Annotated in this window: 29 protein-coding genes; 7 read left to right on the plus strand and 22 right to left on the minus strand. The window is 62.3% G+C overall.

Annotated elements, in window-relative coordinates; all coding sequences use genetic code 11:
• The first annotated feature begins 19 nt into the window (after positions 1–19).
• Positions 20–553, plus strand: a complete 534-nt coding sequence (locus J2X19_RS09255) for a hypothetical protein (RefSeq protein ID WP_310372740.1) — start codon at positions 20–22, stop codon at positions 551–553.
• Between the two features lie 62 nt (positions 554–615).
• Here the strand turns inward: J2X19_RS09255 and J2X19_RS09260 are convergent, their stop codons facing one another.
• The 5 genes from J2X19_RS09260 to J2X19_RS09280 all read right to left on the minus strand — a co-directional run bounded on the left by J2X19_RS09260 (position 616) and on the right by J2X19_RS09280 (position 6,216).
• Positions 616–2,643 (minus strand): spermidine synthase, encoded by a 2,028-nt coding sequence (locus J2X19_RS09260; RefSeq protein WP_310372742.1) that lies wholly within the window; start codon positions 2,641–2,643, stop codon positions 616–618.
• 138 nt (positions 2,644–2,781) lie between these two features.
• On the minus strand, positions 2,782–3,342 hold the full coding sequence (locus J2X19_RS09265) for a cytochrome b (RefSeq protein ID WP_310372744.1): 561 nt from the start codon (positions 3,340–3,342) through the stop codon (positions 2,782–2,784).
• An 82-nt stretch (positions 3,343–3,424) separates the two neighbouring features.
• A complete protein-coding gene (locus tag J2X19_RS09270) occupies positions 3,425–3,964 on the minus strand; it encodes a DUF924 family protein (RefSeq protein WP_310372746.1) in 540 nt (179 codons plus the stop codon).
• A 30-nt stretch (positions 3,965–3,994) separates the two neighbouring features.
• Entirely contained in the window at positions 3,995–5,026 is a 1,032-nt protein-coding gene (locus tag J2X19_RS09275; RefSeq protein WP_310372749.1) for a sensor domain-containing diguanylate cyclase, read from the minus strand.
• Positions 5,027–5,034: 8 nt separating this feature from the next.
• Complete coding sequence (locus J2X19_RS09280; RefSeq protein ID WP_310372751.1) at positions 5,035–6,216, minus strand: S-methyl thiohydantoin desulfurase domain-containing protein; 1,182 nt, start codon at positions 6,214–6,216, stop codon at positions 5,035–5,037.
• A gap of 264 nt (positions 6,217–6,480) precedes the next feature.
• Between J2X19_RS09280 and J2X19_RS09285 the strand changes: the two genes are divergently transcribed.
• Positions 6,481–7,107 (plus strand): dioxygenase family protein, encoded by a 627-nt coding sequence (locus J2X19_RS09285; protein ID WP_310372753.1) that lies wholly within the window; start codon positions 6,481–6,483, stop codon positions 7,105–7,107.
• A gap of 86 nt (positions 7,108–7,193) precedes the next feature.
• On the opposite strand, the gene J2X19_RS09290 is transcribed toward J2X19_RS09285, so the two are convergent.
• Both J2X19_RS09290 and J2X19_RS09295 read right to left on the minus strand, forming a co-directional pair.
• Complete coding sequence (locus J2X19_RS09290) at positions 7,194–8,201, minus strand: bestrophin family protein (protein WP_310372755.1); 1,008 nt, start codon at positions 8,199–8,201, stop codon at positions 7,194–7,196.
• On the minus strand, positions 8,198–8,956 hold the full coding sequence (locus J2X19_RS09295; RefSeq protein ID WP_310372759.1) for an SDR family oxidoreductase: 759 nt from the start codon (positions 8,954–8,956) through the stop codon (positions 8,198–8,200). The genes J2X19_RS09290 and J2X19_RS09295 overlap by 4 nt, the downstream gene beginning before the upstream one ends.
• Before the next feature lie 72 nt (positions 8,957–9,028).
• On the opposite strand from J2X19_RS09295, the gene J2X19_RS09300 reads away from it, so the two are divergent.
• Positions 9,029–10,069: a GlxA family transcriptional regulator gene (locus tag J2X19_RS09300; protein WP_310372761.1), complete on the plus strand. Its 1,041-nt coding sequence runs from the start codon at positions 9,029–9,031 to the stop codon at positions 10,067–10,069.
• A 64-nt stretch (positions 10,070–10,133) separates the two neighbouring features.
• Here J2X19_RS09300 and J2X19_RS09305 read toward each other — a convergent pair whose 3' ends face one another.
• The 4 genes from J2X19_RS09305 to trxC form a co-directional block, all read right to left on the minus strand.
• Positions 10,134–10,346 carry a hypothetical protein gene (locus J2X19_RS09305; RefSeq protein WP_092756916.1) on the minus strand — a complete coding sequence of 71 codons (213 nt, stop codon included), beginning with the start codon at positions 10,344–10,346 and terminating at the stop codon, positions 10,134–10,136.
• A gap of 154 nt (positions 10,347–10,500) precedes the next feature.
• Positions 10,501–10,749 (minus strand): hypothetical protein, encoded by a 249-nt coding sequence (locus tag J2X19_RS09310; RefSeq protein WP_092756915.1) that lies wholly within the window; start codon positions 10,747–10,749, stop codon positions 10,501–10,503.
• 143 nt (positions 10,750–10,892) lie between these two features.
• Positions 10,893–11,948, minus strand: a complete 1,056-nt coding sequence (locus tag J2X19_RS09315) for an alkene reductase (RefSeq protein ID WP_310372767.1) — start codon at positions 11,946–11,948, stop codon at positions 10,893–10,895.
• 112 nt (positions 11,949–12,060) lie between these two features.
• Positions 12,061–12,501, minus strand: coding sequence for a thioredoxin TrxC (trxC, locus tag J2X19_RS09320; RefSeq protein ID WP_310372769.1), 441 nt, complete (start codon positions 12,499–12,501; stop codon positions 12,061–12,063).
• A gap of 97 nt (positions 12,502–12,598) precedes the next feature.
• Here trxC and J2X19_RS09325 point away from each other — a divergent pair, with 97 nt between their 5' ends.
• Complete coding sequence (locus tag J2X19_RS09325; RefSeq protein ID WP_310372771.1) at positions 12,599–13,510, plus strand: M14 family metallopeptidase; 912 nt, start codon at positions 12,599–12,601, stop codon at positions 13,508–13,510.
• Between the two features lie 78 nt (positions 13,511–13,588).
• Here J2X19_RS09325 and udk read toward each other — a convergent pair whose 3' ends face one another.
• Entirely contained in the window at positions 13,589–14,230 is a 642-nt protein-coding gene (gene udk, locus J2X19_RS09330) for a uridine kinase (protein WP_310372772.1), read from the minus strand.
• A 148-nt stretch (positions 14,231–14,378) separates the two neighbouring features.
• Here udk and J2X19_RS09335 point away from each other — a divergent pair, with 148 nt between their 5' ends.
• The gene (locus tag J2X19_RS09335) at positions 14,379–15,794 is read left to right on the plus strand and encodes an RNB domain-containing ribonuclease (RefSeq protein ID WP_310372774.1); all 1,416 of its coding nucleotides are present in this window, start codon (positions 14,379–14,381) and stop codon (positions 15,792–15,794) included.
• A 220-nt stretch (positions 15,795–16,014) separates the two neighbouring features.
• On the opposite strand, the gene J2X19_RS09340 is transcribed toward J2X19_RS09335, so the two are convergent.
• The 6 genes from J2X19_RS09340 to J2X19_RS09365 form a co-directional block, all read right to left on the minus strand.
• Entirely contained in the window at positions 16,015–16,341 is a 327-nt protein-coding gene (locus tag J2X19_RS09340) for a hypothetical protein (protein WP_310372776.1), read from the minus strand.
• Between the two features lie 51 nt (positions 16,342–16,392).
• Positions 16,393–17,106: a nucleotidyl transferase AbiEii/AbiGii toxin family protein gene (locus tag J2X19_RS09345; protein WP_310372778.1), complete on the minus strand. Its 714-nt coding sequence runs from the start codon at positions 17,104–17,106 to the stop codon at positions 16,393–16,395.
• Positions 17,096–17,590, minus strand: a complete 495-nt coding sequence (locus J2X19_RS09350; RefSeq protein WP_310372780.1) for a helix-turn-helix domain-containing protein — start codon at positions 17,588–17,590, stop codon at positions 17,096–17,098. Before J2X19_RS09350 ends, J2X19_RS09345 begins: the two co-directional genes overlap by 11 nt.
• A gap of 322 nt (positions 17,591–17,912) precedes the next feature.
• Positions 17,913–18,764, minus strand: coding sequence for a DUF4435 domain-containing protein (locus tag J2X19_RS09355; protein ID WP_310372782.1), 852 nt, complete (start codon positions 18,762–18,764; stop codon positions 17,913–17,915).
• Positions 18,761–20,053 (minus strand): AAA family ATPase, encoded by a 1,293-nt coding sequence (locus J2X19_RS09360; RefSeq protein ID WP_310372786.1) that lies wholly within the window; start codon positions 20,051–20,053, stop codon positions 18,761–18,763. Before J2X19_RS09360 ends, J2X19_RS09355 begins: the two co-directional genes overlap by 4 nt.
• Positions 20,054–20,081: 28 nt before the next feature.
• Positions 20,082–21,890, minus strand: a complete 1,809-nt coding sequence (locus J2X19_RS09365) for a glutamine--tRNA ligase/YqeY domain fusion protein (protein WP_310372788.1) — start codon at positions 21,888–21,890, stop codon at positions 20,082–20,084.
• A gap of 138 nt (positions 21,891–22,028) precedes the next feature.
• On the opposite strand from J2X19_RS09365, the gene J2X19_RS09370 reads away from it, so the two are divergent.
• Entirely contained in the window at positions 22,029–22,430 is a 402-nt protein-coding gene (locus tag J2X19_RS09370) for a hypothetical protein (RefSeq protein WP_116604089.1), read from the plus strand.
• Positions 22,431–22,580: 150 nt separating this feature from the next.
• On the opposite strand, the gene crcB is transcribed toward J2X19_RS09370, so the two are convergent.
• From crcB to J2X19_RS09390, 4 genes are read right to left on the minus strand one after another with little or no spacing between them, the layout of a single operon-like run.
• Positions 22,581–22,964 (minus strand): fluoride efflux transporter CrcB, encoded by a 384-nt coding sequence (gene crcB, locus J2X19_RS09375; RefSeq protein WP_310372790.1) that lies wholly within the window; start codon positions 22,962–22,964, stop codon positions 22,581–22,583.
• The gene (locus J2X19_RS09380; RefSeq protein ID WP_116604087.1) at positions 22,961–24,271 is read right to left on the minus strand and encodes a TRAP transporter large permease; all 1,311 of its coding nucleotides are present in this window, start codon (positions 24,269–24,271) and stop codon (positions 22,961–22,963) included. Before J2X19_RS09380 ends, crcB begins: the two co-directional genes overlap by 4 nt.
• Before the next feature lie 15 nt (positions 24,272–24,286).
• Positions 24,287–24,820 carry a TRAP transporter small permease gene (locus J2X19_RS09385; RefSeq protein ID WP_310372793.1) on the minus strand — a complete coding sequence of 178 codons (534 nt, stop codon included), beginning with the start codon at positions 24,818–24,820 and terminating at the stop codon, positions 24,287–24,289.
• A gap of 3 nt (positions 24,821–24,823) precedes the next feature.
• Positions 24,824–25,810 (minus strand): TRAP transporter substrate-binding protein, encoded by a 987-nt coding sequence (locus tag J2X19_RS09390; RefSeq protein WP_310372795.1) that lies wholly within the window; start codon positions 25,808–25,810, stop codon positions 24,824–24,826.
• Positions 25,811–25,928: 118 nt separating this feature from the next.
• Between J2X19_RS09390 and J2X19_RS09395 the strand changes: the two genes are divergently transcribed.
• Positions 25,929–26,849 carry a LysR family transcriptional regulator gene (locus tag J2X19_RS09395; RefSeq protein WP_310372797.1) on the plus strand — a complete coding sequence of 307 codons (921 nt, stop codon included), beginning with the start codon at positions 25,929–25,931 and terminating at the stop codon, positions 26,847–26,849.
• Positions 26,850–26,991 lie beyond the last annotated feature (142 nt).

Genomic DNA, 26,991 nt, shown 5'->3' on the forward strand with positions numbered 1-26,991 from the left:
GAACCGAGGAAGAAAAAGAATGAACCGAGATCTGCCCAAGTGGCTGCAAGTTGTTGGTATTGCAGTGTTGGTATCGCTGGCTCTGCTGGTGTTCTTGAACCGCCATCGCATGGATGTGTATGGCACCTATATCCGCGAGACATCGCCGGCGGTGACGGTCCGCCTGGCAGAGCTTTCGCAGGACATGGATGAAGCGGCGGTGCTCAAGCACTTCGCAGGTGTTCCGTTGCGTTGTGTGGCGCAAGCGCCGGGTGCCGACGACCTAGGGGAGCGGGTTTGCTATGCCCAGGTCGACAAGGTCGATGGAGATGCCGCACTGATGCTCGCCACGTTTTTCAACCAAGGAAAGCTCGTGCGTGCCATGGTGCAAGTACCCTGGTGGGTCCATGGCACATGGCTGCAGCGTTTCAATACCCAGCTGGGTCAACCGCAGCGCTTGGGCGCGATGCTACGCTGGAAGATGCCCAACGGGCAGCTGGAGTTCAGCCGCAGCCGCAGCTGGAATCCCTTGGAATGGAATGTGATTCTGTGGACTGCGCAAAATTCGAAGTGAAAAGTGCTTTTTGCGCAGGAGAAATAAGCGCTGGTAGCTATATAAATAAATAGCGTTTCTTGCTACTTCAGCACCCCGAACAGGTTGTTGAAATCATCGGTCCACAGGCGCAGGCCGGGTATGGCCTGGATCGCGCTGCTGGCGGACTGGACCAGCGGGGTCTGTAGGCGCTGGGCGCTGCGGCTGACCAGGACCCAGTCGGTGCGGCGCAGGTCGCTGTCGGCGGCTTCGTCGTGTACAAAGGCCACCTGCAGGCCCTGGGCCAGGGCGATTTTCTCCACCACCGGGGCCAGGTTCAGGAAGCGGTTGGTGACGTGGAAGGCGACGATGCCGTCGGCCTGCATGTGGCGCAGATAGACCTGCATGGCTTCGGCTGTGATCAGGTGGATGGGCACGGAATCTCCCGAGAACGCGTCCACCGCCAGCACGTCGAAGCGCTGCGGTGCCTCGCGCTCCAGCGCCAGGCGCGCGTCGCCCAGCACCCGCTCGATCTGCGCCGGGCTGTCTTTTAGAAAGCTGAATTCGCTGTCGGCAAAGTCGAACACCTGGGGGTTGATTTCATACACCCGGTACACGTCGCCGGCGCGGCCATAGGTCGCCAGGGTGCCTGCGCCCAGGCCGATCAGGCCAACCCGGCGCGGCGTGGCCGGCGCCGACAGCAAGGCCCGGCCCACGCCCGAGGTCTTGCCGTAGTAGGCCGTGGGCTCGCGGCGCCGTTCGGCAGCCAGGTACTGTTCGCCATGTTTGACCGAGCCGTGGTAGAGCTGGCGCACGCTCTGCTGCGGGTCGTCTTTGTCGATGCTGTCCAGGCTGCTCAGCGTGCCATAGAAGTTGCGCGCCATGCGCCGCGTGCCGTCCTGCTCGTCGCGCACCTGCTCCCAGACGCAGTAGCTGCAGGCCAGCACCAGCAGCACGCAGACGGCGGCGCGCAGCCGCTGCCGGCGGAAGATCACCGCGCCCAGCACGGCCACCAGCACCAGGCCTACGCCCATCTCGTAGTAGGCCGGCAGCACATGCGGCGCCACCAGGCCGACCGTCACGCCACCCAGTGCGCCGCCCAGCGACAGCAGCAGGTAAAAGCGCGTCAGGTAGGCATGGCCGGGCCGCATGGCGGCCATCTCGCCATGCAGGAACATGCAGAGCACGAACAGGCCCACGACATACAGTGGCACCCCGGTGGCCAGGCCATAGCCTATGCTGTGCTGCAGGCCATAGGCGCACAGCAGCAGCGCTACCGCGGCGGCCGGCAGCAGCAGGCTGCGCCGGTACCAGCGGTCGTTTTCAAAGGTGAACACAAAGCTCAGCAGGTACACCGACAGCGGCAGTACCCACAAAAAGGGCACGGCCGCCACGTTCTGCGTGATGTGGTTGGTCACCGCCAGCAGCAGCCAGGTGGCCAGGGCTGGCAGTGCCAGCCAGACGCCGTAGGTCGACCAGTTGGGGGCGGTGTCGCCCGGCCTGGCCTGGGCCGTGGCCTTGCTGCGCACCGGCTGCTGCAGCCCCGCCGCGTACAGGCTGGCCGTAATGCACAGCAGCACAAAGCCCGCATAGCCCCAGGACCAGCCCAGCGCCTGTTCGCGCAAGGCGGTGTAGGGCTCGATCAGCACCGGGTAGGCCAGCAGCGAGGCTAGCGACGCCAGGTTGGACAAGGAGAAGTAGCGGTACACCTCGACGCCCCAATGGGTGCGCGCCAGCCAGGACTGCACCAGCGGCCCGGTGGTGGACAGCAAAAAATACGGCAGGCCGATGGTGCCGACCAGCAGGCCCAGTATCCACAGCGAGGGGTCTTCGGCGCCGGTCGGCTTCCAGTGCGCGGCGGTGACGATGGGCAGGAAGGCCAGGCTGATGAGCAACAGCGTGCAGTGCACGGCGGCCTGCAGGCGCGCGGGCCGCTGGGTCAGCCAGTCGGAATACGCATAGCCGGCCAGCAGCACCACCTGGAAGAACACCATGCAGATCGACCACACGGCCGCCGAGCCGCCGAACCACGGCAGGATTTGTTTGGCGATCAGCGGCTGCACCAGAAACAGCAAGAAGGCGCTGCTGAAAATGGTGGCGGCAAACAAGCTCTTCAAAAGGGCAGGCGGCATGGCGGCTTTCTGGCGGGCTCGATGGGGGGCGGACGGACCAGCATAGCCGACAGCTGTGTCGGACTCTGCGGGCGGCGCATGGGTACGCCGCTGCAAACGCAACAATCAGGCCACCATCGCGGCGGCCGCCGCCAGCGCTTACCGGGGTTCCGCCTGGCCGAGCATGCGCGGCAGTACATCGGTATGGCCGGGGCGGCGGTGCCACAGCGCCATCCCCACATGGCCGACCACGCAGGCCAGCAGCACCCAGCCCAGTGGGCCGTGCAGCAGGCTGCCGAGTTCGGTCATCCATTCGATCTTGTCGTCGGTACGCGCGTCCATCAGCGGTATGCCCCAGGGCGCAAAGCCGCGCCCCGAGCCGTATTGGCGCAGCAGCGCCACCAAGGGCACGGCCGCCATCAGCGCATACAGGGCCAGGTGGCCCAGACGCGCCGCCTGGTGGGTGTGCGCGGGCCGCTGGCGTGCATGCAGCAGCGACCAGGCTGCGCGCAGCACGACCAACAACAGCATCAGCGTGCCCAGCGGCCGGTGTATCGGCCAGAGCAGCTCGTACAACGCCGAGTCCTTGGCAAAGAAGCGGGTCAGCGCGGCGGCGAACATACAGGCAAAGCCCAGGGCCATGCCCCAGTGGAAGCAGCGGCTGACGCTGCCATAGCGGGTGGGTGAATCGGGCTGGAGCCAGGGTGTGGATGTGGGCATGGGCGTGTGTCTGTCGTGGCGGGTTGGTTTGCAGACCCCGCTATGCGCAGAAAGTTCAGCGCCCGTGCAGGCCGCGCTGCGTTTAGAACGAAGAACCCGGCTCGCTCAGGAAGGCGATTTCCGGCGTGCTGGAGGCGCGGCCCAGGATCTGGTTGCGGTGCGGAAAGCGTTCAAAGCGCTCGATGATGGCCTTGTGCCGCTGCGCCGAGTCCAGGTGGGCTTCCAGGCCGGGCTGGGAGAACAGCTGCACCGCCTGTTCCTGGATGGGCAGCGATTCGCTGTGCAGATACGGCATGTAGGCAAAGCAGCGCTGCGGCAGCGGCAGGTTGCGGTCTTGCCCGCTGGCGACTAGTTCCTGCGCCAGCACCAGGGCTACGGCGTCGTGGGCAAAGGCCTGGGGTGTGTCGCGGAAGATGTTGCGGGTGAACTGGTCGAGCAGCAGTATCTCGGCCAGCCGGCCCTGCGGCGTGGAGCGCCAGGCAAACAGCTCGCCGCGCGCGGCGGCCGCCAGGGTGGCGCCGAAGCGGCTGCGCATGGCTGCGTCCAGCGCCGGGTCTTTGGCGAAATGCTGTTTGTCGCTGAGTTCCTCAAACCAGAAATGCAGGATGTCTTGGGCTTGCATGGTCGGTCTCCAGCGGAAGAGAGGCGGGCGTCAGCCCTTGGCGCCGTCGGCGCTGTTGGCCGCCAACCGCAGACGGGGGCTGGCGGGGTCAAAGCACTGTACGTTGTTTCTACCGGTCTGCTTGGCTTTATACAGCGCCTTGTCGGCGTTGTTGAGCAGCTGTTCGAACGACTGCCCGTCGGCGCCCAGCGGTGCCACGCCTATGCTGACGGTGAACGCCACCCGCTCGCCGTCGTCGTTCACCACCAGTTCCTGCTGCGCCACGGCTTCGCGCAAGGCCTCGGCCAGCGCTTGGGCGTGGACCACACTGGTTTCCGGCAGCAGCACCACGAACTCCTCGCCGCCCAGGCGGGCCACCGCGTCCACACCACTGCGGGTGCGCAGGCGGCAGATGTCGGCCACCGCGCAGATCACCCGGTCGCCGACCAGGTGGCCCCAGTTGTCGTTCACGTTCTTGAAGGAATCGATGTCGACCATCAGCACCGACAGCGGGTGCTGGAAGCGCTCGGCCCGTTTGCATTCCTTGGCGCCCAGGTCCATCAGCGTGCGGCGGTTCGCCAGGCCGGTCAGCGAGTCGTTGGCGGCCAGCAGCTCGAGCGCGCTGTTCAGGCTTTGCAGCAAGGCGTTCTGCTCGGCCAGCTGGCGGTTGATCTGGTCGATCTCGTCCTCTCGGCGCTTGCGGTGGTCGATGTTGAAGGTCACGCCGATGAAGCGCTGGCCGGGCGTGGCGCTGTGCACGTCCATGATGCGGCCGTAGTTCGCATACCAGACCCAGCGGCCGTCCTTGGCCAGCAGCCGGAACTCGCAGCGGTATTCGGGCGTGCGGCCGGCCATGTGCTCGCCCACCGCCGACTGGATCATGGCCAGGTCGTCGGGGTGGACAAACTCGAACAGATGGTCCAGGTGGTGCAGCACCTCCTCGTCGCTATAGCCCAGCTCGGAGAAGGTTTTCAAGGCCTTGCGGGTGACTTCGCCGGTCAGCAGGTTGTTTTCCCACAGGTCCAGACCTGCAGCTTCCAGCGCCAGCTCCAGGCGCTCCTTGTTGAGGTCGATTTCGCCCATGGCCGGGATCAGTTGCCGGGCATGGCGCCCGCATAGCCCACGGTGCGCAGCAGGCTGGCAAACGAGGCCAGCACGCCGGGCGCGCTGTACAGCTGGGGCACGGTGGCCACCTGGATGATGCTGACAGTCTGGCCGGTGCTCTTGCCGGTGGCGCTGTCGAAGTACACCGCCAGATCGTCGCTGGCGTTGGAGAAGCCCAGGCCGGTGCTCTCCGAGTAGTAGCAGATCGAGTCCGGCGCAATGGTGTCGGGCACGGCGCTTTGGCTCGAATACATGATGAGGTTCTCGTTCATGTTGTAGATGGTGTGCGTTTGCGTGCTGGTGGCCGGATCGGGCGTATTGTCTAGACGAATCACGCCGGCGTCGAGCGATGCCGTGGTGGTGGACTGGGAAATCGCCGTGATGTAGAAGTTGGCCACGCTCACCGAGGCCGCGCGCCCGGTGATCTGGGTGATCTGGGCGGCTACTTCGGCCGCCGTCGGCGCGCTGCCCGCCGTCAGCAGAAACTGGCCCAGCGCCCAGGCCTGGCCCAGGGTGCCGGGGATGTAGCTGCCGCTCAGTCCATAGCTATTGCTGGGGTTGGACGGCCACAGCGCGATGCCGGAGAACCCGCCAAAGCCACCCACCACCCCGCCGGCCAGCGATTCCATCTTGGCCGCGTTGCTGGCGGTGAGCAGGGCCGACTCGACCGCGCTGGGATCGGCCACGTCGGTGGCCAAGGCACAGGGGCTGACCGGCAGGCTGCTGCTGCCGCTGAAGGTGGTTTGCGGCAGCTCGGGCACGGCGCGGCCGGCGCCATCGCCGTCCACCACCCACATGCTGGCCGGCGTCATGGCGGCGGCGATCAGCGGCACCAGCGAGTTGATGGCGCCGATCTCTACCGGGATCACGCAGCCCACGGTGCAGCCGGTATTCGCCTGCAGCAGCCCCAGCGTGTTGCGCACCGAGTTCTGGATGTCGGTCAGCGTCAGTTGGTCGCCGGCGTCGGGCGACCCCATCATGGCCAGCACGCAGGCATTGCTTGTGCCGTCGTAGGGCTGGACGGTGACGCTCTCGCTCCAGCCACTGTCGGCCAATTGTTGCAATATCGTCAGCGCGTCGCGGTAGCTGCCGCCGCCCCCGCTGGCCAGCACCGCAGCACCTGCGGCAATCGATCGAAAATCGGCAATTCCATAGCGGTAAGACGTCATTGTTTCCTTTGAACTATGCAGTGGTGGGGATGCGGTCGGTCGGACACAAACTGTAACATTTGCGTGTGCAAGCACCACGGCTTTGCATGGGCCGCAAGCACGGACCATTCCAACGACCGGGTGGTCCAGATGCCGAATCGGCCTGTAGCGCATATTCCATCAGCGCAATATGCTATTGAAAAAAGAGTAATTTTGTTCGCCATGTTCACCGGAACTTCGCGGCATCTGCTGTCTCGTACATGACAGCACACTCGGAGTTCCACCATGCCCATCGCACAAGCCCTCAGCCGCCGCCACGCCCTCGGCTGGGCCGGCGCCGCCGCCCTCGGCACAGCCTGGCCGCTGGCCGGCGCCCAGACCCGGCTGCGCGCCACACCGGCGCAGACCGAAGGCCCGTACTACCCGGTGCGCGAGCCCAAGGATGCCGATTTCGATTTGCTGAAGAACGGCAGCCTGGCCTATGCGGCTGGCCACCCCGCCTGGGTCGAAGGCGTGGTGACCGACCTGGACGGCCGGCCACTCAAAGGCGCGAGCATCGAGATCTGGCAGTGCGACGAAACCGGCCACTACGACCACCCGGGCGACGGCGGCCGGGTGAACCCGGCGTTCCAGGGCTTTGGCCGGCTGCGGCTGGATGCGCAGGGTGCCTTCCGCTTCCGCACCATCCAGCCCGCGCCCTACACCGGCCGCACGCCGCACATCCACGCCAAGATCAAGCTCGGTCCGCGCGAACTGCTGACCACCCAGCTGTATGTGGCCGGCGACCCGGGCAATGCCCGCGACGGCATCTACAGCCGCCTGCACCCGCTGGACCAGGCGGCGGTGTCGGCGCCGTTTGTGCGGGTGGCCGACGGGCTGCGCGCCCGCTACGGGCTGGTGGTGGCGGCGTAGTTTTTGGGTCAAACAGGCCGCTGGCGCAGGTTGTATCTGCGTGAGCAGCTATGCAAAGCCTAGCAATCGGGGTTGCCTGGGCGGCTTCACAGAATGATGTTGTTCTTGGTCCGCAGCAGCGGCGGAAGATCGGTGTCGCCCAGCATCTCGCGCATCTCGATTTCGGCCATGCGGCAGATCTGGGCAATCGGCACGTCGTTGGCGCCGCCCTCGAACGGATTCTCGGTGCTGGCACCCACTTGCTCGAGCGAGGTATACATCCAGGATATCGCCACGCTGAACGGCACTACCAGCCAGACCATATGGCCTTGCAAGGCGCCGACCATGGGGGTGTTCAGCGCGTCGAATTCCTTCAGCATGCCGAAGGGCAGCAGTGCGCAGAAGAAGCGGATGAACAGCACGTTGATGATGGCGTACTGCCGCGGGTAGGGGAAGTTCTTGATGCGCTCGCTGCGGCCCTGGTGGTCCAGCAGATCCTTGATGGATTTTTCCATCTCGATGAAGAAATTGATGGTGATTTCGCCGCTGCGGTACAGGGCGCTGATCGCCTGGCTCTGGCGGGCCAGCAGCTGGGTGGCCTTGTTGCGCGCACCGAGGATGGCCTGTAGTTCATCACCGTCCAGGTACTGGGCCAGTTCTGCCTGCAGCGGGGTGTCCTTTTCGGGCACGCAGTAAAAGGCCTGGTATTCGGCGTTGGTTTGCCCGTTGGTGCTTTCCCATACGCGGTGCCGGCGCATCTGGTAGCGCAGCGCCGTGAGCCAAGCCAGGTGGCGTTTGACCAGCTGCCGGGTGCTGGCCTCGTTTTGCAGGTAGTCGCGGGTCAGCAGGCCCCAGGCCTTGCTGCTGTTCAGAATCGCCGTCCAGATCTGCTGCGCCTCCACCGTGCGGTTGTAGGTCTGCGTGTTCTTGAAGCTGACGACCAGCGCCGTGGCGGTGCCGATGAGCGCCACCACCGTCCAGGGAATCGCCAGCCAGCGCCAGTGCGCCAGCTGGTACAGGCACACGGGCACCGTGCCCAGGGCCAGCAGCACGTAGATCTCCCGCCGGGTCCAGAAAATGAACTCCGACAGGCGGTAGGATTTGCCGACGTTCATTTGCGGGCTGGCTTGGCCTGCGCCATCCAGGCTTCAAAGCCGATCGTGCCCAGGCGCGGCTGCTCGCCCGGTGTCAGCGACTGGTCATTCAGCACGACGCCGAAGTAGGGCGCTTGCGCATCGGCCACCACGGTGCGCGGGTCGCCGGTGGCAACCAGATAGCGTTGCACCAGCGTGGCCAGGCCGACGCGTTCCGGGCCGGCGATCTCGACCGTGCCGTTGAGGGGCGCGGCCAGCGCTGCATCGGCCATGGCCAGGGCCACGTCGTCGGAGGCGATGGGCTGCACCAGGGCCGGCGACAGACGCACCGTCTGGCCGTCGGCGCCCGACTGCGCGATGCTGCCGAGGAACTCGAAGAACTGCGTGGCGTGGACGATGGTGTAGGGGATCTGGGCGGCCTTGATCAGCGCCTCCTGCGCCAGCTTGGCCCGGAAGTAGCCGCTGGCCTGCAGGCGCTCGGTGCCGACCACCGACAGCGCCACATGGTGCTGCACGCCGGCCTCGGCCTCGGCGGCCAGCAGATTGCGGCCCGAGGTCTGGAAGAAGTCCAGCACCGCCTGGTCTTCGAACGAAGGCGAGTTGGCCACGTCGACCACCACCTGGGCGCCGGCCAGCGCAGCCGCCAGCCCTTCGCCGGTCAGGGTGTTGACGCCGGAAGCCGGCGAGGCCGCAACCGCTTCGTGGCCGCGCTGGCGCAGTTGCTGGACGAGTTTGGTTCCGATCAAGCCGGTGCCACCGATGACGACGATTTTCATTGCAAGCCTTTCTGTGCAGCGGGTGCTGCGGTGTTTGACGGTTGATCGTAGGCGTGAAAGAATTTGTCTGAAATGACTAATATCCCTGAATTACTGCCAAAAATTCCGCCCAAGCACCAGCGTGCCAGGCGCGTGCTGTTCCTGGCGTTTGCGGATGTGGGCCTGCTGGACCTGACCGGCGCCCAAACCGTGTTCTGGGCCGCCACCAAGGCCATGGAGGCGCGTGGACGCAAGGGCTATGAGCGCTGCACCGCCAGCCTGGACGGTGGCCTGGTGCGCAGCGCTGAAGGGCTGGAAGTGCAGACCACGGCGTTGGCGGATTTCCGGCCCGCGTCCATCGACACCATCGTGGTGCCCGGCTCGCCGCACATCGCTTTTGTGCTGGAGCGCTCGGCACTCCAGGTGGACTGGCTGCGGCGTGCATCGCGGGCTGCGCGGCGTACCGCCTCGGTGTGCAGCGGCGCCTTTCTGCTGGCCGCCGCCGGCCTGCTGGACGGCAAGCGCACCGCCACCCACTGGGCCATGTGCGACATGCTGGTCCAGCGCTTCCCCCAGGTGCAGATCGACCGCGATGCGATCTTTGTGCAGGAGGGCGCGGTGTGGACCTCGGCCGGTGTCACCGCCGGTATCGACCTGGCGCTTGCGCTGGTCGAGGCCGACTGCGGCCACGAGGTAGCGATGGAGGTGGCGCGCGAGCTGGTGGTGTTCTTGAAGCGACCCGGTGGGCAGTCGCAGTTCAGCGCTCTGCTGCAGGCGCAGACCGACGACACCGCGGCCTTCGATGCGCTGAATCTATGGATTGCCGACAACCTGGGCCAACCGAATCTGGGTGTCGAATTTCTGGCCGGGCAGGCGAACATGAGTCCGCGTCACTTCGCCCGCGCCTACAAGCAGAAGACCGGGCGGACTCCGGCCAAGGCTGTCGAGGTGTTCCGGCTGGAAGCGGCGCGGCGCCTGCTGGAAGACTCCAGCCGCAACATCGACCAGATCGCCAGACAGTGCGGCTTTGGCGACGAGGAGCGGATGCGCGTTACCTTCCAGCGCCATCTGGGCGTGGCGCCGCGCGACTACCGCAAGCGCTTTGCGGCTAGCCTACCTGCGGTGGATGCATGAGGAAATCGGGCGTTGGTGCATAGACTGCCTACGCAGGCAGCTATGAAAACCGTAGCGAATGGGGCTATGGCACCAGGGTGATCTTCTTGTCGCGCACGTACTCTTTGTACTGGGTGAGCGGGATGGCGGTCAGGCCGGCAACGCCTTCGGAGGTCCAGCTGAGGGTGGCGCTGTCGGGCGCCAGATCGATTTCTACCGGGCCTTTGGGGATCTCGATGGGCGCACCGTCGCCGGGGGTGTAGGTGACGAGGCCGGTGATAGAGGCATAGATGGTCATGGCGGACTCCTGTAGCTTGGTGGAATAGGGTACGCACAGTGGCGCAGCTGAATCCCATTACAAACCGGGCGTCCGCTAAAACGTGTCAGATAACCGCCCGTTTGCATGCCGCACAGCGCCGCGTGTTGCCCGGCACAGGCCTGCGGCCAGCTGTTTAGTGGGTGACGAACTGGTAGGTGACGTCTTCGCTCTCGATCATGTCCAGTACGTCGTTCAGCACGTCGTCGTCGCCGGTGCTGGTCCAGGTGTCTTCGGGGTCGTTGGCAAATAGCGGCTCGATGGCGATGTCCATGAACTGGCCGTTCGGCAGCTTCAGCACCTGGCCGCCTTCGGAGGTCTTGCTCAGCTCCCAGTCGTCGGGAACGGACATTTCGAGCTGGATGGTGATGTTGAGTTTTTTCATGGCAGATTTCTCTTCGTTTGCGATGCGGCGAGGGTAACCGAAGCGGGGGGGTGGGGCTGGAATGCGACAAGGGCTGGGGTCCAAGCTAAATTGGTCCCCAGCCCTTGTGGAATCAGCTGCAGTGGCTGCAACTAACTAGCGGTTTACAGCGTCGGGTAGTCCGTATAGCCCTTGGCGCCCGGGCTGTAGAAGGTGCTTTGGTCGGGCGTGTTCAGCGGGGCCTTGAGCTGGATGCGGGCGGGCAGGTCCGGGTTGGCCAGGAAGCTGGTGCCGAAGGCCACAGCGTCGAGTTTGCCGGCGCTGATGGCTTCTTCGGCTTCTTCGGCGGTGTAGCCCATGTTGCCGACCAGCACGCCCTGGTACTTTTCGCGGGCGATGCCCAGCACATCGCCTTTTTGCACGCCGAAGAAGTCGGCGCGCATCACGTGCAGGTAGGCCAGCTTGTAGGCGTTGAGCTTGTCGGCCAGGAAGCCGATCAGCGCCAGCGGGTCGCTGTCTTGCATGCTGTTGTAGCTGTTCAGCGGCGACAGGCGCAGGCCCACCTTGTCGGCGCCAATGGCGGCGGTCACGGCGTTCAGCACTTCGAACAGGAAGCGCGCGCGGTTTTCCAGCAAGCCACCGTAGCCGTCGGTACGCTGGTTCGGCGTGTCGCGCAGGAATTGGTCGATCAGGTAGCCGTTGGCGCCGTGCACTTCCACGCCGTCAAAGCCGGCGGCGATGGCGTTCTTGGCGCCCTGGGCGAAGGCGGCGACGATGGCCGGAATCTCTTCGGCGGCCAGCGCGCGCGGCACGGCGTGCGGCACTTTGCCGTTGGGTGTGTGGATGTCGCCTTCGACTGCTGTAGCGCTGGACGACACGATGGGCGTACCGTCGTTGATGTCCGGGTGTGCGGCGCGGCCGGCGTGCCAGATCTGCATGAAGATGCGGCCGCCCTTGGCGTGCACCGCGGCGGTGACCTTCTTCCAGGCGGCGATCTGCGCGTCGTTGTAGATGCCGGGCTCGTTGATGAAGGCCGAGGTGCCGGGCGCCACCATGGTGCATTCGGTGATCAGCAGGCCGCCGGTGGCGCGCTGGCTGTAGTACTCGGTCATCAGGTCATTGGGCACGTGGCCGGCGTCGGCGCGGGTGCGCGTCAGCGGCGCCAGCAGGATGCGGTTGGGGAGGGTGAGGGCGCCGAGTTGCAGGGGATTGAATAGCATGGTGTTGACTGTGGGTGGAGGGTGAATGGGAAAGGAAATAACAGGTGGCGAAAGGTAGCAGCCGGCGAATACTTGTACTGCTGTCGGGTTACTGCAAACTAAGGTAGGCGTTTTAGCCTGGGCTGTGCTGCTGTACCCAGCGCAGGATGTCGGCCGCACCCATGGCACCGGCCTGGCGGGCCACCTCGCGGCCGCCGACAAACAGCGCCAGGGTCGGGATGCTGCGGATCTGGTAGCGCGCACCCAAGGCCTGGTGGGCTTCGGTGTCCACCTTGGCCACGCGGATGCGCGGCTCCAGCTGGCCCGCGGCCTGCACATAGGCGGGCGCCATCTGCCGGCACGGGCCGCACCACGGCGCCCAAAAGTCCACCAGCAGCGGGATCTGGTTGCGTTGCAGGTGCTTGTCGAAAGCGGCGACGTCCAGGTCGACTGGCTTGCCGGTGAACAAGGGCTTTTTGCAGCTGCCGCAATCCGGCGCGCTGCCGAGCTGGTCGGTGCGCACGCGGTTGGTGGTATGGCAATGGGGGCAGACGATGTGCAGGGATTCGCTCATCACATTTAGATAGTGGCGCAGGTCCAGGATTGCAAGGGCTGCATGTTGGCAGCCATGGCGAAGCCCATAATGCCCTGTCTTTTTTAGCAAACACTCCATGCGCAACTCCCATTTCTACCCTATCGGCACCCCCGGCCAGGCCTGGGGCGCGGCAGAGCTGGCCCAGTGGCGCGCGCGCCAGGTGCGGCAGCGCAGCTATGCGGACGATGTGCTCTGCGCCGTGGACCACCTGCGTGAGCGCTTCGATGTGGCGCCTTATGGCGAGGTGACCTATGCGGACGAACGCTTTCCTTTGTTCGCTATCCGTAGCCGCCATTGGCAGGCCCATCTGCCCAATGTGCTGGTCACCGGCGGCGTGCACGGCTATGAGACCAGCGGCGTGCATGGCGCACTGCGCTTTCTGGATGCGCATGCGCCAGGCTACGCGGGCCGGGTTAACCTGCTGGTCGTGCCCTGCGTCAGCCCCTGGGCCTACGAGCGCATCCAGCGCTGGAACTTCGACGCCATCGACCCCAACCGCTCGTTCCGTGCAGACAGCCCGGCGCAGGAATCCGCCGCCCTGATGCGCCTGGTGGCGCCCTTGCGCGGCCAGTTTGCCGCCCATATCGATCTGCACGAAACCACCGACACCGACGGCTCTGAATACCTGCCCGCCGCGGCCGCGCGCGACGGCAAGCCCTTCGGGTCCCATGGCATCCCCGACGGCTTCTACCTGGTGGACGACACGGCCAACCCGCAGCCCGCGTTCCAGCAGGCCATCATCGAAGCGGTCGAGCGCGTGACGCACATCGCACCGGCCGATGCACACGGCGGCATCATTGGCTCGCCGCTGGTGGCCCATGGCGTGATCCACTATGCGATGAAAGAGTTGGGCCTGTGCGCCGGCATCTCGGGTGCGCGCTACACCACGACGACCGAGGTGTATCCCGACAGCCCGCAGGCTACGCCCGAGCAGTGCATTGCCGCGCAGGTGGCGGCGGTTTGCGCGGGCGTGGAGTTTGTGGGCTGAATAGGCCGCTGGCGCAGGGGGAATCTGCGCCAGCAGCTACGAAAAGAGTAGCGAAATAGCTACGACGCTGCACAGGCGTCAGCCGCGCTCGAGATCGCGGATCAGGCTCACCACCTTGGTGGTGATGATGTCCACCGCCGGCCCGTTGGCGCCGTGCGGCAGGATCACATCGGCGCGGCGCTTGGTGGGTTCGACGAACTGTTTGTGCATGGGGCGCACGGTTTCCAGGTACTGGTTGATCACGCTTTCGGCGCTGCGCCCGCGCTCGGCCATGTCGCGCTGCAGGCGGCGGATGAAGCGCACATCGGCGGCGGTATCGACAAAGATCTTCAACGACATCATCTTGCGCAAATCAGCGTCAAACAGCGCAAACAGGCCTTCGATCACGATCACCGGCGCGGGCTGCACGGTGATGGTTTTGCTGGCGCGGTTGTCCTGCGTGAAATCGTAGGTGGGCATCTCGATCGCCTCGCCACGGCGCAGGGCCTGCACATGCTGCACCATCAAGGGCCAGTCAAAGGCGTCGGGGTGGTCGTAGTTGGTTTTGCGCCGCTCTTCGGGCGACATATGCGTCTGGTCGCAGTAGTAATCGTCCTGGATCAGCACCGCCGTCATTTCCGGCCCGATGGACGCCAGCACCTGGCGTGTCACCGTCGATTTACCGCTGCCACTGCCACCTGCGACGCCGATCACGAAGGGTTTGTTGTTGGGTTTGCTCATGCGATCTCCGGTTCCAGGCTGACAAAGGCCGTGATCTTACAAGCCAGCAGTTCAGCCCTTGGGGGATGCGCAGGCGTATATTGGTGCGATGCAAGCCAACCACAATGTCCACCACCGCAGCGATTTGGTTCGTATTGCCATCCAAACCATGTCTGAGCGCGGCCTGCTGCCCGAGTTCGCACCCGCTGCAGATCGCCAATTGGCCGGCATCACCGTCACCGGCGACAGCGCAGATCCTGCCGTGCATGACCTCACCGCCTTGCTGTGGTGCTCCATCGACAACGACGACTCGCTGGACCTGGACCAGCTCACCGTGTCCGAAGTCCTGCCCAATGGAAGCGTGCGCCTGTGGGTGGCCATTGCCGATGTGGATGCCCTGGTGCCGCGCGACACTCCCATCGACCAGCACGCCCGCACCAATACCACCTCGGTCTATACGTCGGCGCGCATCTTCCCCATGCTGCCCGAGCGCCTGTCTACCGACCTGACCTCGCTCAACCCCCAGCAAGACCGGCTGGCCATGGTGACCGAGATGGTATTCCACGCCGACGCCTCACTGGCCGGCTCCACCGTCTACCGGGCCAAGGTGCGCAACCAGGCCAAGCTGGCCTATGACGCTGTCAGCGCCTGGCTTACCGGCCAGGGCGCGTTGCCTGCACAGGCAGCTGCCGTGCCGGGCATGGACGCGCAGCTGCGCACACAAGACGCTCTGGCCCAGCAACTGCGGGCCCGCCGCCACACGGCCGGTGCGCTGGAATTTGAGTCCTTTCAGCCGCGCGTGGTGTTTGATGGCGAGCGGGTGTCCGACATCCGCCTGCAAGAGCACAACCGTGCCCGCCAGTTGATTGAAGAGGTCATGATTGCCACCAACACCTGCACTGCGCGCTACCTGGCCGGGCGGGGCATTGCCTCGCTGCGCCGCGTGGTGCGCTCGCCCGAGCGCTGGTTGCGCATCGTGGCCGTGGCCAAGGAATATGGTGAGGTGTTGCCGTCCGACCCTGACTCCAAAGCATTGGAGGACTTTCTGGCCAAGCGGCGCCGGGCGGACCCGCTGCGCTTTGCCGACCTGTCGCTGGTCATCGTCAAGCTCATGGGGCGGGGCGAATACGTGCTCGAAATCCCAGGTAGCCTGGCCGTGGGGCACTTTGGGCTGGCGGTGACGGACTACACCCACTCCACCGCGCCCAACCGGCGCTTCCCCGATCTCGTCACCGCGCGGCTGCTCAAGGCCACGCTGGCGCATCAGCCTGCACCGTATTCCCACGCCGAGCTGGACGCGCTGGCCACCCACTGCACCCGCCAGGAAGATGCGGCGCAAAAGGTGGAGCGCCAGATGCGCAAGTCCGAGGCAGCGCTGCTGCTGGAGCCACGCATAGGCGAGCGCTTTGACGCCGTCGTCACCGGCAACGCCGCCGATGGCATGTGGGTGCGCCTGCTGAATCCGCCTGCCGAGGGCAAGCTGCTCCGAGGCTTGAGTGCGCTCAAGGTGGGAGACAAAGTGCGCGTCAAACTCTTGGCCACCAATGTCGAGCGCGGCTTCATTGACTTTGAGGCCGCCCCGTAGGGCAGGGCATTGCCAGGCTGCCCGGCCTTAGGTCCTTGAAGCCAGGTGTGGGGCTCAAGGCGACGTTGAATAAGTCCCCGTGAGGCTGCGGGCCCTGGATCGGGATGGGATGCAAGGCGCAAACCGCAGACATAGCTGGGGCTATGGCGAGGATTTGCAACGCTGCAGACCGCCCTAGGCCAGGGATGCGCAGACCGCGAGGGATTTGTTCAGCGTTGCCTCAGGCCTGCCACACCCCAAACCCCGCCGAGCGCAGGTCGATGCCGATCTCGATCTCCTTGTCCACCGCGTCGTCATAGCCCATGGGGTTAAAGCCCTCGTACAGGTCCGGCAGCAGGCGTAGCCCGTACAGCTGCACATAGCGGTTGGCCTGGATGCCGGCCTTGTGCTTGTCAAAGCGCACATCCGGGTCCAGCCCCGTCATGCCCACATACACGCAGGGCTTGCCCTCCAAGTAGCCGGGGTTGCCCTTGCGAAAGCGTGGCTCCAGCAGCACGTCTTTGGAGAGTTCGACCACGTAGACGTGGTGGTGTTTGCGGCGGGCCATGGTGGCTTGGCTGGTTGTGGCTCAGATGGGGTAGTCGCTAGTGCAAGGGCTTCAGGCGGCCGGCACGATGCGCCGCAGAGCCCGCACCTTTTGCCACAGCACGGCCTTGGGCATTTGCATGGCCATGGCTTGCATGCAGCGCTCCAGCCAACCCGTGCGGTTCTGCAGCCGGTCAATGGCTTTGCCCAGGTCGCGCGCCACGGACGGGCCATAGGCCTCGGCCGCCTTGGCCAGCGCGGCACGCAAAGCGGGCAGGGGCAGGCCCATCATGGCCAGGTCGATCACGTCGCGGCTGAATACGCCGTCATCCGCCTGGCGGTCGGAGTTGGCCAGCAGCTTGGATGTGGCCAGGTCCAGCCGGGTCAGGGTGCTGATGCCGCACACCGCGTCGTCGGCCACCGGGGGCTCCAGGGTGATGCGCGCCTCGCGCACGATCTCCAGCTTGATGGCCTGCCCGTCCATCTGCACTTGGGTGCGTATGCCGTATTGGTCGGCCCGTATCTCGCGCAGCGCCACCAGGGGCACGGCATGCGCATGGCCGATGGCCGCCAAACCTTCGGGGCCGGTCAGTAGCTGCCGCAGCTCGCGGTAGCCCGCTGCGTCGGACACCAGAAAGTCGATGTCCACCGATTCGCGGTATTCGCCGTAGCGCAGCGCAATACAGGTGCCACCGCCAAACAGGCAGCCGTACTGGCGCAGCGTGGCAGCATCCAGCGCGCTCAGCACATGGGCAATGCGCTGGTGGTGGGGGCGTTCAAACTGCATCTTCCGCCCCAGGCTTGCGCGACAAGGCCAGCCGCAACGCCTGCAGCAAAGCCTGCTCATCGGCGGACATGGCCTGCAAGTCCAGGTGGCGTGCGTTGCGTTCGTAGATGTCCAGCGCCTCCATGGGCGTGAGCGTGTCGGTGCCGTGCACCTGCCAGGCCAGTGCGCGCAGCTGTGGGTAGTCGGCCAGCGCCACCCGCGCCGGAATCCAGCCTGTGCGGTCCGTCGCTTGCGCTGCCGTATCGGTTCCGCTGCGAGCCTGCAGCGCCATACCCAGTGCCGCCATGGCACTGCACCATGCCCCCATGGTGACCGACGGCTCGCCCTTCTCGATGCGATGCAGCGTCACCCGCGACAGGCCCGCCGCCTCGGCCGTCACCGTGGCGTTCATGCGCAGGGCCTTGCGCTGGCTGCGGATCTGCGCGCCCAGGGCTTGCAGCTGGGTGGTGCAGGTGTCGGTGGTGGTTGGTGGTTTTGATGGCATTGTGTTTCTCATTATTTTCAAAATCTAATTTTTGTCAATAATGAGAAACATATTTTTTCTATACTTGGTATCGACGAGCAAAGAGGTCTTCGCTATTCCTTGGGTCAGTAGGGAATGGTGGGACCATCCAGAAGCTCAAGGAAAATAGGTCGCTAGCGTTTGCCGACAATGCGCGGGAAGCTATGAAACTAGTAGCAATTTGGTGCTACCGTGCTGCCAGCATTTGCAGCCGTGACTTGCATCGCGGGTAGTTGCTACAACCCCAAAACGCTGCGCCGCCTTTGCTGGGTGTGCGCTCCAAAATTTTTACATCAAATATTAATTATATTAAATTCGTCAACATCATTTTGTACGCTTCAATTTGTCGTCTTGTAAAAACTGAACCGTTAGAATCTCGGATATTGTTTATTGCCAAATTTTCAATTCCATCAGGATTAATTGTTACTGATGAAGTTTTCCTGAGCCCATCTGCAACACACTTGGAGAAGACGGCGCGCCATAGATGACCATATATCCAAAGATACCGAGGTTTAATCAGCATCTTGTCACGCATGGCTTTGCTCGGTCTCGATGAAAATAGTACTTTTCTTGCAATTGCATTTGCCCGGGCTGATGCAATTGACTTTTTGCAAATTACTCCGTGCGCGTTATTTTTAATGTCTAATTTGCAAGTATTTCCATTTTTTTCTAAAAAATAGTTGTCATTAAACTGAGCACAAAAATCAAGTACAGCGAGTTGCGGTAACTCATTTAGTGCTGTATTTAGGCTACGTACTATTGAGCGAAATTTTTTGATGCCGACTCCATTGCTAAGTTGGGATGATATTTTTATTGCTTGTTTTATGGAGAAAAGGTCATTTTCAAAGCTATATCCAAAAGTATAAATTATATTGGGTATATCAAATTTTGAAAATTTTAAGCCTTCATAGTCGCTGTCCATTATTGCAATGGTGTTTGCAGCTTCGCTTTTTGCGATTTTTTCTACATAGGACATTACGGCAGAACGAGGGCCAATCGATTTAAAGTGAAAACTTAAAGGTCCTTTATAGAATACGGAAAAAACAGATTGCCAAAATCTTTGATCGACTCCCGTTCCTTCAACGTACACCGTCCTATCTACGCCAAAAAATAGTGATGTATTGCGGATTCCGCTTTGTGATCGCGTAAAACTCACCAAATATCCTCCATTACACTAACACAATCAGCATATGATCCAACAATATCTGGGGAGTGTGTTGCGAATATTATTTGGGCATTTGTATTTATTCGCGTGATTGCCGGGACGAGTTTCTCTTGCCAGCTAACATGTAAAGAAAGTTCAGGTTCGTCGGCGATAAATATTACTGATTGTTGATCTTGCAGTAATGCCTCGCCAAGAATAATTAAGAGTTGTTTTTCTCCGGAAGAAAGATCCATTGGTCTGATGACTCGCCCCTCAGGGGACCTAGCTTCAATTTCATTTCTTTCATTGATAACAACTATTTTTCTTGGTCCTAGGAGTGCGTTTACTTCCTCAAGAAAGGAGTCGCGTAATGCAAATATTTTTCTGCGTTGAACTTGTAAGGCATCGTATTTCTGAACAAGAGAATTGGCCCTTAACGTTCCCGCTAATACCATAAATTCTTGAAGAAGCATTCCGTCACCATTTTGAATTTTTCGACGTGCAATATCGAAATTTTTAAATAATGTTGTAATAACTGAGGATGTCTTTTTCTGATCTACTCCTATCTCAGTTAGAGCGCGTGTTAACGAATCAGTTTCTTTTGCTACTTCAAGTTTTTGTACTGCCGATTTAAATAATGATGTGGTTTCAATTGATAGTAACGAGACGAAGCTATCTCGCTGAAAATTGGCTGCCGCATCGGCACTCTCACGGTCTAATTTTGAGAATAATCGAACTAACTGGTTAATGATTGTGTCAAGTTTCTGATCGACAGGGTTGGAGATGTTTCTCTCTGTCGTAGGTCTTGGCTCCGTCTTTGCATCGATAACAAATCTATTTACTGAAAGAAGAGTTACTTGGACTAGTTCTGATAATGTTTTGTTGAGGTCGGCAAAACCTCCATTGCGCATTAATAACTCGCGTAAGTGACGAGGGGGTACGCTTCTATAATGGCGTTCCTCTGCGAGGCGATCTAAATCATATGTTACCGGTTTTCCATCGCTTCCGTGACGAATGGTGTAGTTTATGTCGTAATAAGGGAGATCGGATTTTTGTTTTTTTGTAATGGAGATTTTTGTATTTTTTCCCTTTTTTAAAGGTTTTAAAACAAGCTCCATTGTCATGAAGTCAATTCGATCAAGTCTTTCAAAATCTGCAGCTAATCCCGCTGCAATTAAGTTGATGATTGTTGTTTTTCCGGTTCCATTTTGACCCACCATGAAATTCACTGAATCATTGAAACTTAATTTCAGTGGCGGTTTGCCCCATAAACCACTTATTAGTACAGATGACAATATCATTAAAAATTCCTTGCTTTTTGGTACGCGATTACTTCCCCCAACTATCCTTCAACCCCACAGCCAAGTTAAACACCAACTTCGTGCCTTGAACGTGGTCCACCCGGTCCGCCACAAAGTAGCCATGCCGCTCAAACTGGAACTTGTCGTCCGCCTTGGCTGCCGCTAACGACGGCTCGACGATGGCTTGCACGACTTTCAGGCTGTTCGGGTTCAGGCTCTCAATAAAGTCTTTGCCGCCGGCGTCGGGCTGGGCGTCGATGAACAGGCGGTCGTACATGCGGACTTCGGCGGGCAGGCCGTCGGCTACGGCGACCCAGGTGATTACGCCCTTGACCTTGACGGCATCGGCGCCGGGGGTGCCGCTCTTGGTGTCGGGGATGAGTTCGGCATGCACTTCGGTCACACGGCCGTCGGCGTCTTTCACGGCGCCGGTGCAGCTGATGACGTGGCCGTATTTGAGGCGTACCTTGTTGCCAGGGAACAGGCGGAAGAAGCCCTTGGGCGGGGTTTCTTCATAGTCACCGCGTTCGATCCACACCTCTTTGCCGATGTTGAACTGGCGCTTGCCCAGTTCGGGCAGATGCGGGTGCACGGGGGCGCTGCAGGCGTCCAGCTGGCCAGCGCCCATCACGCTGTTCCAGTTAGTCAGCACCAACTTGACGGGGTCGAGCACGGCCATGGCGCGGGGGGCGCTGTGGTCCAGGGTTTCGCGCAGGCAGCCTTCCAGGGTGCTGTAGTCGATCCAGCTGTCGCTCTTGGTGACGCCGATTCGTTCGGCAAACAGGTTCAGCGCCTCGGGGGTGTAGCCGCGGCGGCGCAGGCCCACGATGGTGGGCATGCGCGGGTCGTCCCAGCCGCTGACCTTGTGGTCGTACACCAGCTGGGCCAGTTTGCGCTTGCTGGTGACCACGTAGGTGAGGTTCAGGCGGGCAAATTCGTACTGGTGCGGTGGCGGGCTGGCCAGCAGGCCGCCTTCGCACAGGCGGGCCAGCAGCCAGTCGTAGAACGGGCGCTGGTCTTCAAATTCCAGGGTGCAGATGCTGTGGGTGATCTGCTCCAGCGCGTCTTCGATGGGGTGGGCAAAGGTGTACATCGGGTAGATGCACCATTTGTCGCCGGTGTGGTGGTGGGTGGCGCGGCGGATGCGGTAGATGGCCGGGTCGCGCATATTGATGTTGGGGCTGGCCATGTCGATCTTGGCGCGCAGCACCATGGAGCCGTCCTCGTGCTGGCCGTCGCGCATCTCGCGGAAGATGGCCAGGTTCTCGGCCGGGGTGCGGCTGCGAAACGGGCTGTCGACGCCAGGCTTGCCGAAGTCGCCGCGATTGATCCTGATTTGCTCGACAGTTTGTTCGTCCACGTAGGCATGGCCGGCGGTGACCAGGTATTCGGCGGCGCGGTACATGAAGTCGAAGTAGTCGCTGGCCTGGTAGGGCGCGGCGTCGGCAGCGCCGTTCCAGTCGAAGCCCAGCCATTTGACGGTGTCGATGATGGCGTTGACGTATTCGGTGTCTTCTTTTTCGGGGTTGGTGTCGTCAAAACGCAGGTGGCATACGCCGCCGTAGTCGCGCGCCAGGCCGAAGTTCAGGCAGATGCTTTTGGCGTGGCCTATGTGCAGGTAGCCATTGGGTTCGGGTGGGAAGCGGGTGCGGATCTTGGCCGGGTCGGGCAGGCCGGCGGCGTGGTGGGCGGCGTCGCCGGGGCTGCCGGCCCACTGGCGGGCGGCGTAGGTACCGTTGGCCAGGTCGGCTTCGATGATCTGCCGCAGGAAGTTGCTGGGCTTGGTGGCTTCGACAGGGGCTGCGGCGGGGGCTTTGGAGGGGGGGAGTGCGCTCATGCTCTGATTTTAGGGGCGCGGGCCGTACTGTTACGTTTGGCAACTCTTCTGTGGGCACCTTTGTCCACCAGATGCTGTCTATCGCGTTGTCAGTAGTAGGAAGCAATGCGCTTCTGGAATTGCAACAAGGAGATCTGTATGAAGTTCCACCGTTCGGTTTTTGCGGGTGTTTTGGCGGTTGCCGCTCTGGGCGCCGCTAGCGTGGCCCAGGCGCGCAGCGATGTGTCGTGGTCCATTGGCGTAGCCGCACCTGGCGCACAAGTGGTGGTGGGCAATGCCCCTGTCTATGTGCAGCCCGCCACGGTGTACTACCAGCCACAGCCTGTGTACTACGAGCAGCCCCGCCCCGTTTACGTACAGCCGCGTCCCGTCTATGTACGGCCCGCGCCTGTGTACTACCAGCCACAGCCTGTGGTGTACCAACGCCCACCGGTCTATGTACAACCCCAGGTGGTGTACCCCGGCTGGCGCCATGGCCACGGCCACCACCGCGGCTGGGATAACGATGGCCGCGGAGATGGTCGCCGCTGGGATCGTTAATCTTTGAATAAAAATGGCCTCTGGCGCAGATAGAAGCTGCGCTGGAAGCTATTAAATAAGTAGCAAAAGGCCCGAAAGGGCCTTTTGCGTTGCTGGCGTTGGTTGGCTATGCCGATTTTTTAAGACAAATCGGACTTTAGCGCAGGTAGATCAAGCGCCAGGCGCTATGAAATACAGAGCAGTCTTGATGCCGGCCACGGTCAGCAGCAGCGAACCCAGCAGGTGGATGGCGGACGTGCCGAGCGCCAAGGCGTAGCGTTGCTGCATCAGCATGCCCACCACCTCGGCCGAGAAGCTGGAGAAGGTGGTCAGCGCGCCCAGGAAGCCGGTTACCAGCAGCAGCCGCCACACCGGGTCGAGCTGCGGCAGGCTTTGGAACACCCCCACGCACACGCCCACCAGGTAGCCGCCGATCAGGTTGGCGGCCAGCGTGCCCATGGGGATGGTGGTGCCCGGGTTCAGCCACAGGCCCAGGCCCCAGCGGGCCAGCGCGCCAAAGCAGGCGCCTACACATATCGCAAACACAGCCATCATTTATCGGTTCCCATTACCAGGTCGGGCAGTATTGTGACCACTTGCGGGAAGACGGTGATGATGACGATGCACAGCACCAGGCAGCCAAAGAACGGCAGGGCCGCGCGGGCCACGGTGTTGCTGTCCTTGCCGGTCATGTTCTGCAGCACAAACAGGTTGAAGCCCACCGGCGGCGTGACCTCGGCAATCTCTACCAGCAGGATGATGAAGATGCCGAACCAGATCAGGTCGAAGCCGGCCGCCTGGATCATGGGCAGCACCACGGCGCTGGTCAGCACGATCATGCTGATGCCGTCGAGCGCGGTGCCCAGCACCAGGTAGATGCCGACCAGTGCGGCGATCAGCGCATAGGGCGAGAGGTGCATGGCCATCACCCATTCGGCCAGCGCGCGGGGTACGCCGGTGAAAGCCATGGTCTTGGTCAAAAAGGCGGCGCCGGCCAGGATGAACATGATCATGCAGCTGGTGCGGGTGGCGCCCATCAGGCCTTCCCAGAAGTTGCTCCAGGTCAGGGCCCGGCCCCAGGCGGCAATCGCCAGCGAGCCGGCCACGCCGTAGGCCGCGCATTCGGTGGCCGTGGCATAGCCGGCCACCAGCACCCAGACGATGAAAATGATCAGCACCGTGCAGGGGATCAGGTTGCCGCTTTTGCGGAACTTCTCGGCCCAGCTGCTGGGCGGGTCGGCGGCGGGCACTTTGTCGGGGTTGCGGATCGACCACCAGGCGATATAGCCCATGAACAAGGCCATCAGCACCGCCGACGGGATGAAGCCCGCCAGGAAGATGCGGATGATGGACGCATCGGCCGCCACCGCGTAGACCACCATGGTGATGGACGGCGGTATCAAGATGCCCAGCGTGCCGCCGGTGGCCAGCGCGCCCAGCACCAGGTCTTCGTTGTAGCCGCGGCGTCGAAGCTCGGGCAGGGCCACTTTGGCAATGGTGGCGCAGGTGGCGGCCGACGAGCCGCTGACCGAGCCGAAGATGCCGCAGCCCAGGATGGTGGTGTGTGCCAGGCGGCCGGGGATGCGGTTCAGCCAGGGGCGCAGGCCTTCGAACATCTCTTCGCTGAGCTTGGTGCGGAACAGGATTTCGCCCATCCAGATGAACAGCGGCAGCGCGGCCAGCTCCCAGCTGGCGTTGCTTTCCCAGAAGGCCGAGAACAGGTTTTTACCCGGTTCGGTATTGGTAAAAAAGGCCTGGCCGACCCAGCCGCAGATGGCCAGGGTCATGGCGATCCAGACGCCGCCCGACAGCAGCAGCATCATGATGACGAGCAGCAGCCCGCCGATGAACAAGATTTCCATGGAATAGAGCCCTGGCTAGACGTCGGAGGAGAAATCGCCGCGCGCGTGGCGCTCTTCCACCACCCGCACAAAGGTGGGCACGCCGCCACGCAGCACGATGATGAGTTCGTCCACCACCGCCACCAGCAGCAGGATGGAGCCGAAGGCAAAGCTCAGCTGCGGAATCCACATCGGCATGGGCAGCAGACCCTGGGCCAGGTCGTTGAACTCCCAGCTCTCGTAGGTGAACTTGACCGCCGACCAGGCCAGGAAGGCGGTGGACACGGTGCCGATCAGCAGCGAGGTGATCTCCAGCACGCGGCGGGTTTTGGCGTTGACTTTTTCGAGCAGCAGGGTGACGCGCACAAAGTCGCCGTGCTTGAACGCATGGGCCATGGCAAAGAAGGCCGCCGCCGCGCAGAACCACGACACCACATCGTTCACCGCGCCGGTGCGTATGCCCATGGTGCGCAGCAGGCTTTGGCCCAGCATGAGGACGCAGATCAAGGCCACAAAGATGGCGCCGAGCGCGCCCGATGCGTCGTACAGCCGGTCCAGAAAGCGGCGCATCGTTTACTTCTTGCTCTTGGCGTAGGCGGCCAGGATGGCTTCGCCGTCGGCACCGGCCTTCTTCTGCCAGTCGGCCAGCATGATGCCACCGAGCTGGCGCATGTCGGCCATCAGCTTGGGGCTGGGCGGCACGATCTTCATGCCCTTGTCGGTCAGGGCTTTTTTGTACCACTCTGTCTTTTCCTGGCTGGTCTTCCAGCCGCGCTCTTCGGCGTCGGCCGCAGCCTTCATCACACTGGCCTGGGTGGCGGGGTCGAGCGCGTCAAAGGCTTTCTTGTTGGCGAACACGGCGTTCTTGGGCAGCCAGGCCTGGGTGTCGTAGAAGTACTTGGTGCTCTCGTAGGTCTTGCTGTCGTAGCCGGTGGATACCGAGCTGATGTAGCTCTCGACCACGCCGGTGGCCAGGGCTTGCGACAGTTCGGCCGCCTGGATGGTGACCGGCACCGCGCCCACCAGCTCGGCGATCTTGGCCGTGGCCGGGCTGTAGGCGCGCCACTTGATGCCGCGCAGATCGGCCACCGAGTTGATTTCCTTCTTGGTGAAGATGCCCTGCGGCGGCCACGGCACCGAGTACAGCAGCTTCATGCCCTGCTTGCCCAGCACGGCGTCGAGCACCGGCTTTTGCGCGTCGTACAGGCGTTTGGATTCGGCGTACGAGCTGGCTAGAAACGGCACACCGTCCAGGCCGTAGATAGGACTCTCGTTTTCGAAGTTGGCCAGGATGATTTCTCCGGCCTGGGCCTGGCCGCCTTGCACTGCACGCTTGATCTCGTTGGCCTTGAACAGCGAGCCATTGGCATGTACGGTGATCTTCAGCTTGCCGGCGCTGGCCTTGTCCACATCGTTGGAGAACTGCACCAGGTTTTCGGTGTGGAAGTTGCTGGCCGGGTAACCGGAGGGCAAGTCCCATTTGGTCTGCGCGGCGAGGGGGGCGCTCAGGCCCGACAGGATGACCAGGGCGCCGGTTGCCAGGCTGAATTTGTGTTCCATGCTCTCTCCAAGACAATATGCCGATGAATGAATCAGAAAGCATAAGTGCAATTCTTGGGCCAGCGGACCCTACCGCGCCACTGTTAACCCTGATACGCCAGGCCGCGGAGGCCACGCCATGAACCTGCGCTTTGTCGAAGCCTTCTACTGGGTGGCATCGCTGAAGAGCGTGACGCGGGCGGCCGAAAAGCTATTTCTCACGCAGTCCGCCATGTCCAGCCGCATCTCCACGCTGGAGGAAGAACTGGGCGTGCTGCTGCTTGACCGCAGCGAGAAGCAGTTTCGCCTGACCGCTGCGGGCGCTCGCTTTCTGGTGTTTGCTGAGAAGCTGCTGGCCTTGCAGCGCGAAGCCAAATCCGAAATGGGCGCGGCCACCACCATGGCAGTGGCGATGCGCATCGGCGCTATCGAGTCGGTGCTGCATTCCTGGCTGATCCCCTGGCTGGAGAAGCTGCGCATCGACTACCCGGGCCTGGAGCTGGAACTGGCGGTGGAAACCACGCCCATCCTGACCGACCAGGTGCAGCGCGGCACGCTGGATCTGGTGTTTGCCGCCATGCCGGCATCGGGCGATGGCGTGCGCAACCATGCGCTGCCGGCGATGGAAATGGTGTTTGTGGGCAATCCGACACTGCATAAAAAAAGAAATTACCGCCTGGGCGAGCTGGCGGATATGGAGTTGATGACCTTCCAGAAAGGCTCGCAACCGCATGTGACCCTGCTGGATCTGTTCCGCCAGCACAGTCTGGAGCCCAAAAAGGTGCACGCCATTTCCTCGATTTCAGCGATGGTGCAGCTGGTGCAGGGCGGCTTTGGTGTGGCCTTGCTGCCCCGGATCGCAGCCCAGCGCCTGACTGCATCGGCCAAGCTGAAGCTGCTCTCCAGCGACACGGCACTGAAGGATTTGCCGATCTACGTCAGCTACCGCACCGACCCCACGGCCACCACGGTGGAGACCCTGGTGAAGTCGGCGGTGGAGTTTGCGGGCGGGACCATGGGTGCGCAACGGGGCACCAAAAAGGGCGTGGCCAAGCTCTGAAAAATGGCAAAAATGGTGCATCAGGGTAAACGCTTAATATCGAAAAAATCGATGATGTAAGCGAAAAATTTCTTGTTTGATCTGTTCTTTTCGACGACGCACACTCCGCGGCATGTCATCTAAACGTCATGTCTCACGAGGA

It is taken from the genome of Rhodoferax ferrireducens (genome assembly GCF_031458075.1).
Lineage (GTDB): Bacteria > Pseudomonadota > Gammaproteobacteria > Burkholderiales > Burkholderiaceae_C > Rhodoferax_B > Rhodoferax_B ferrireducens_A.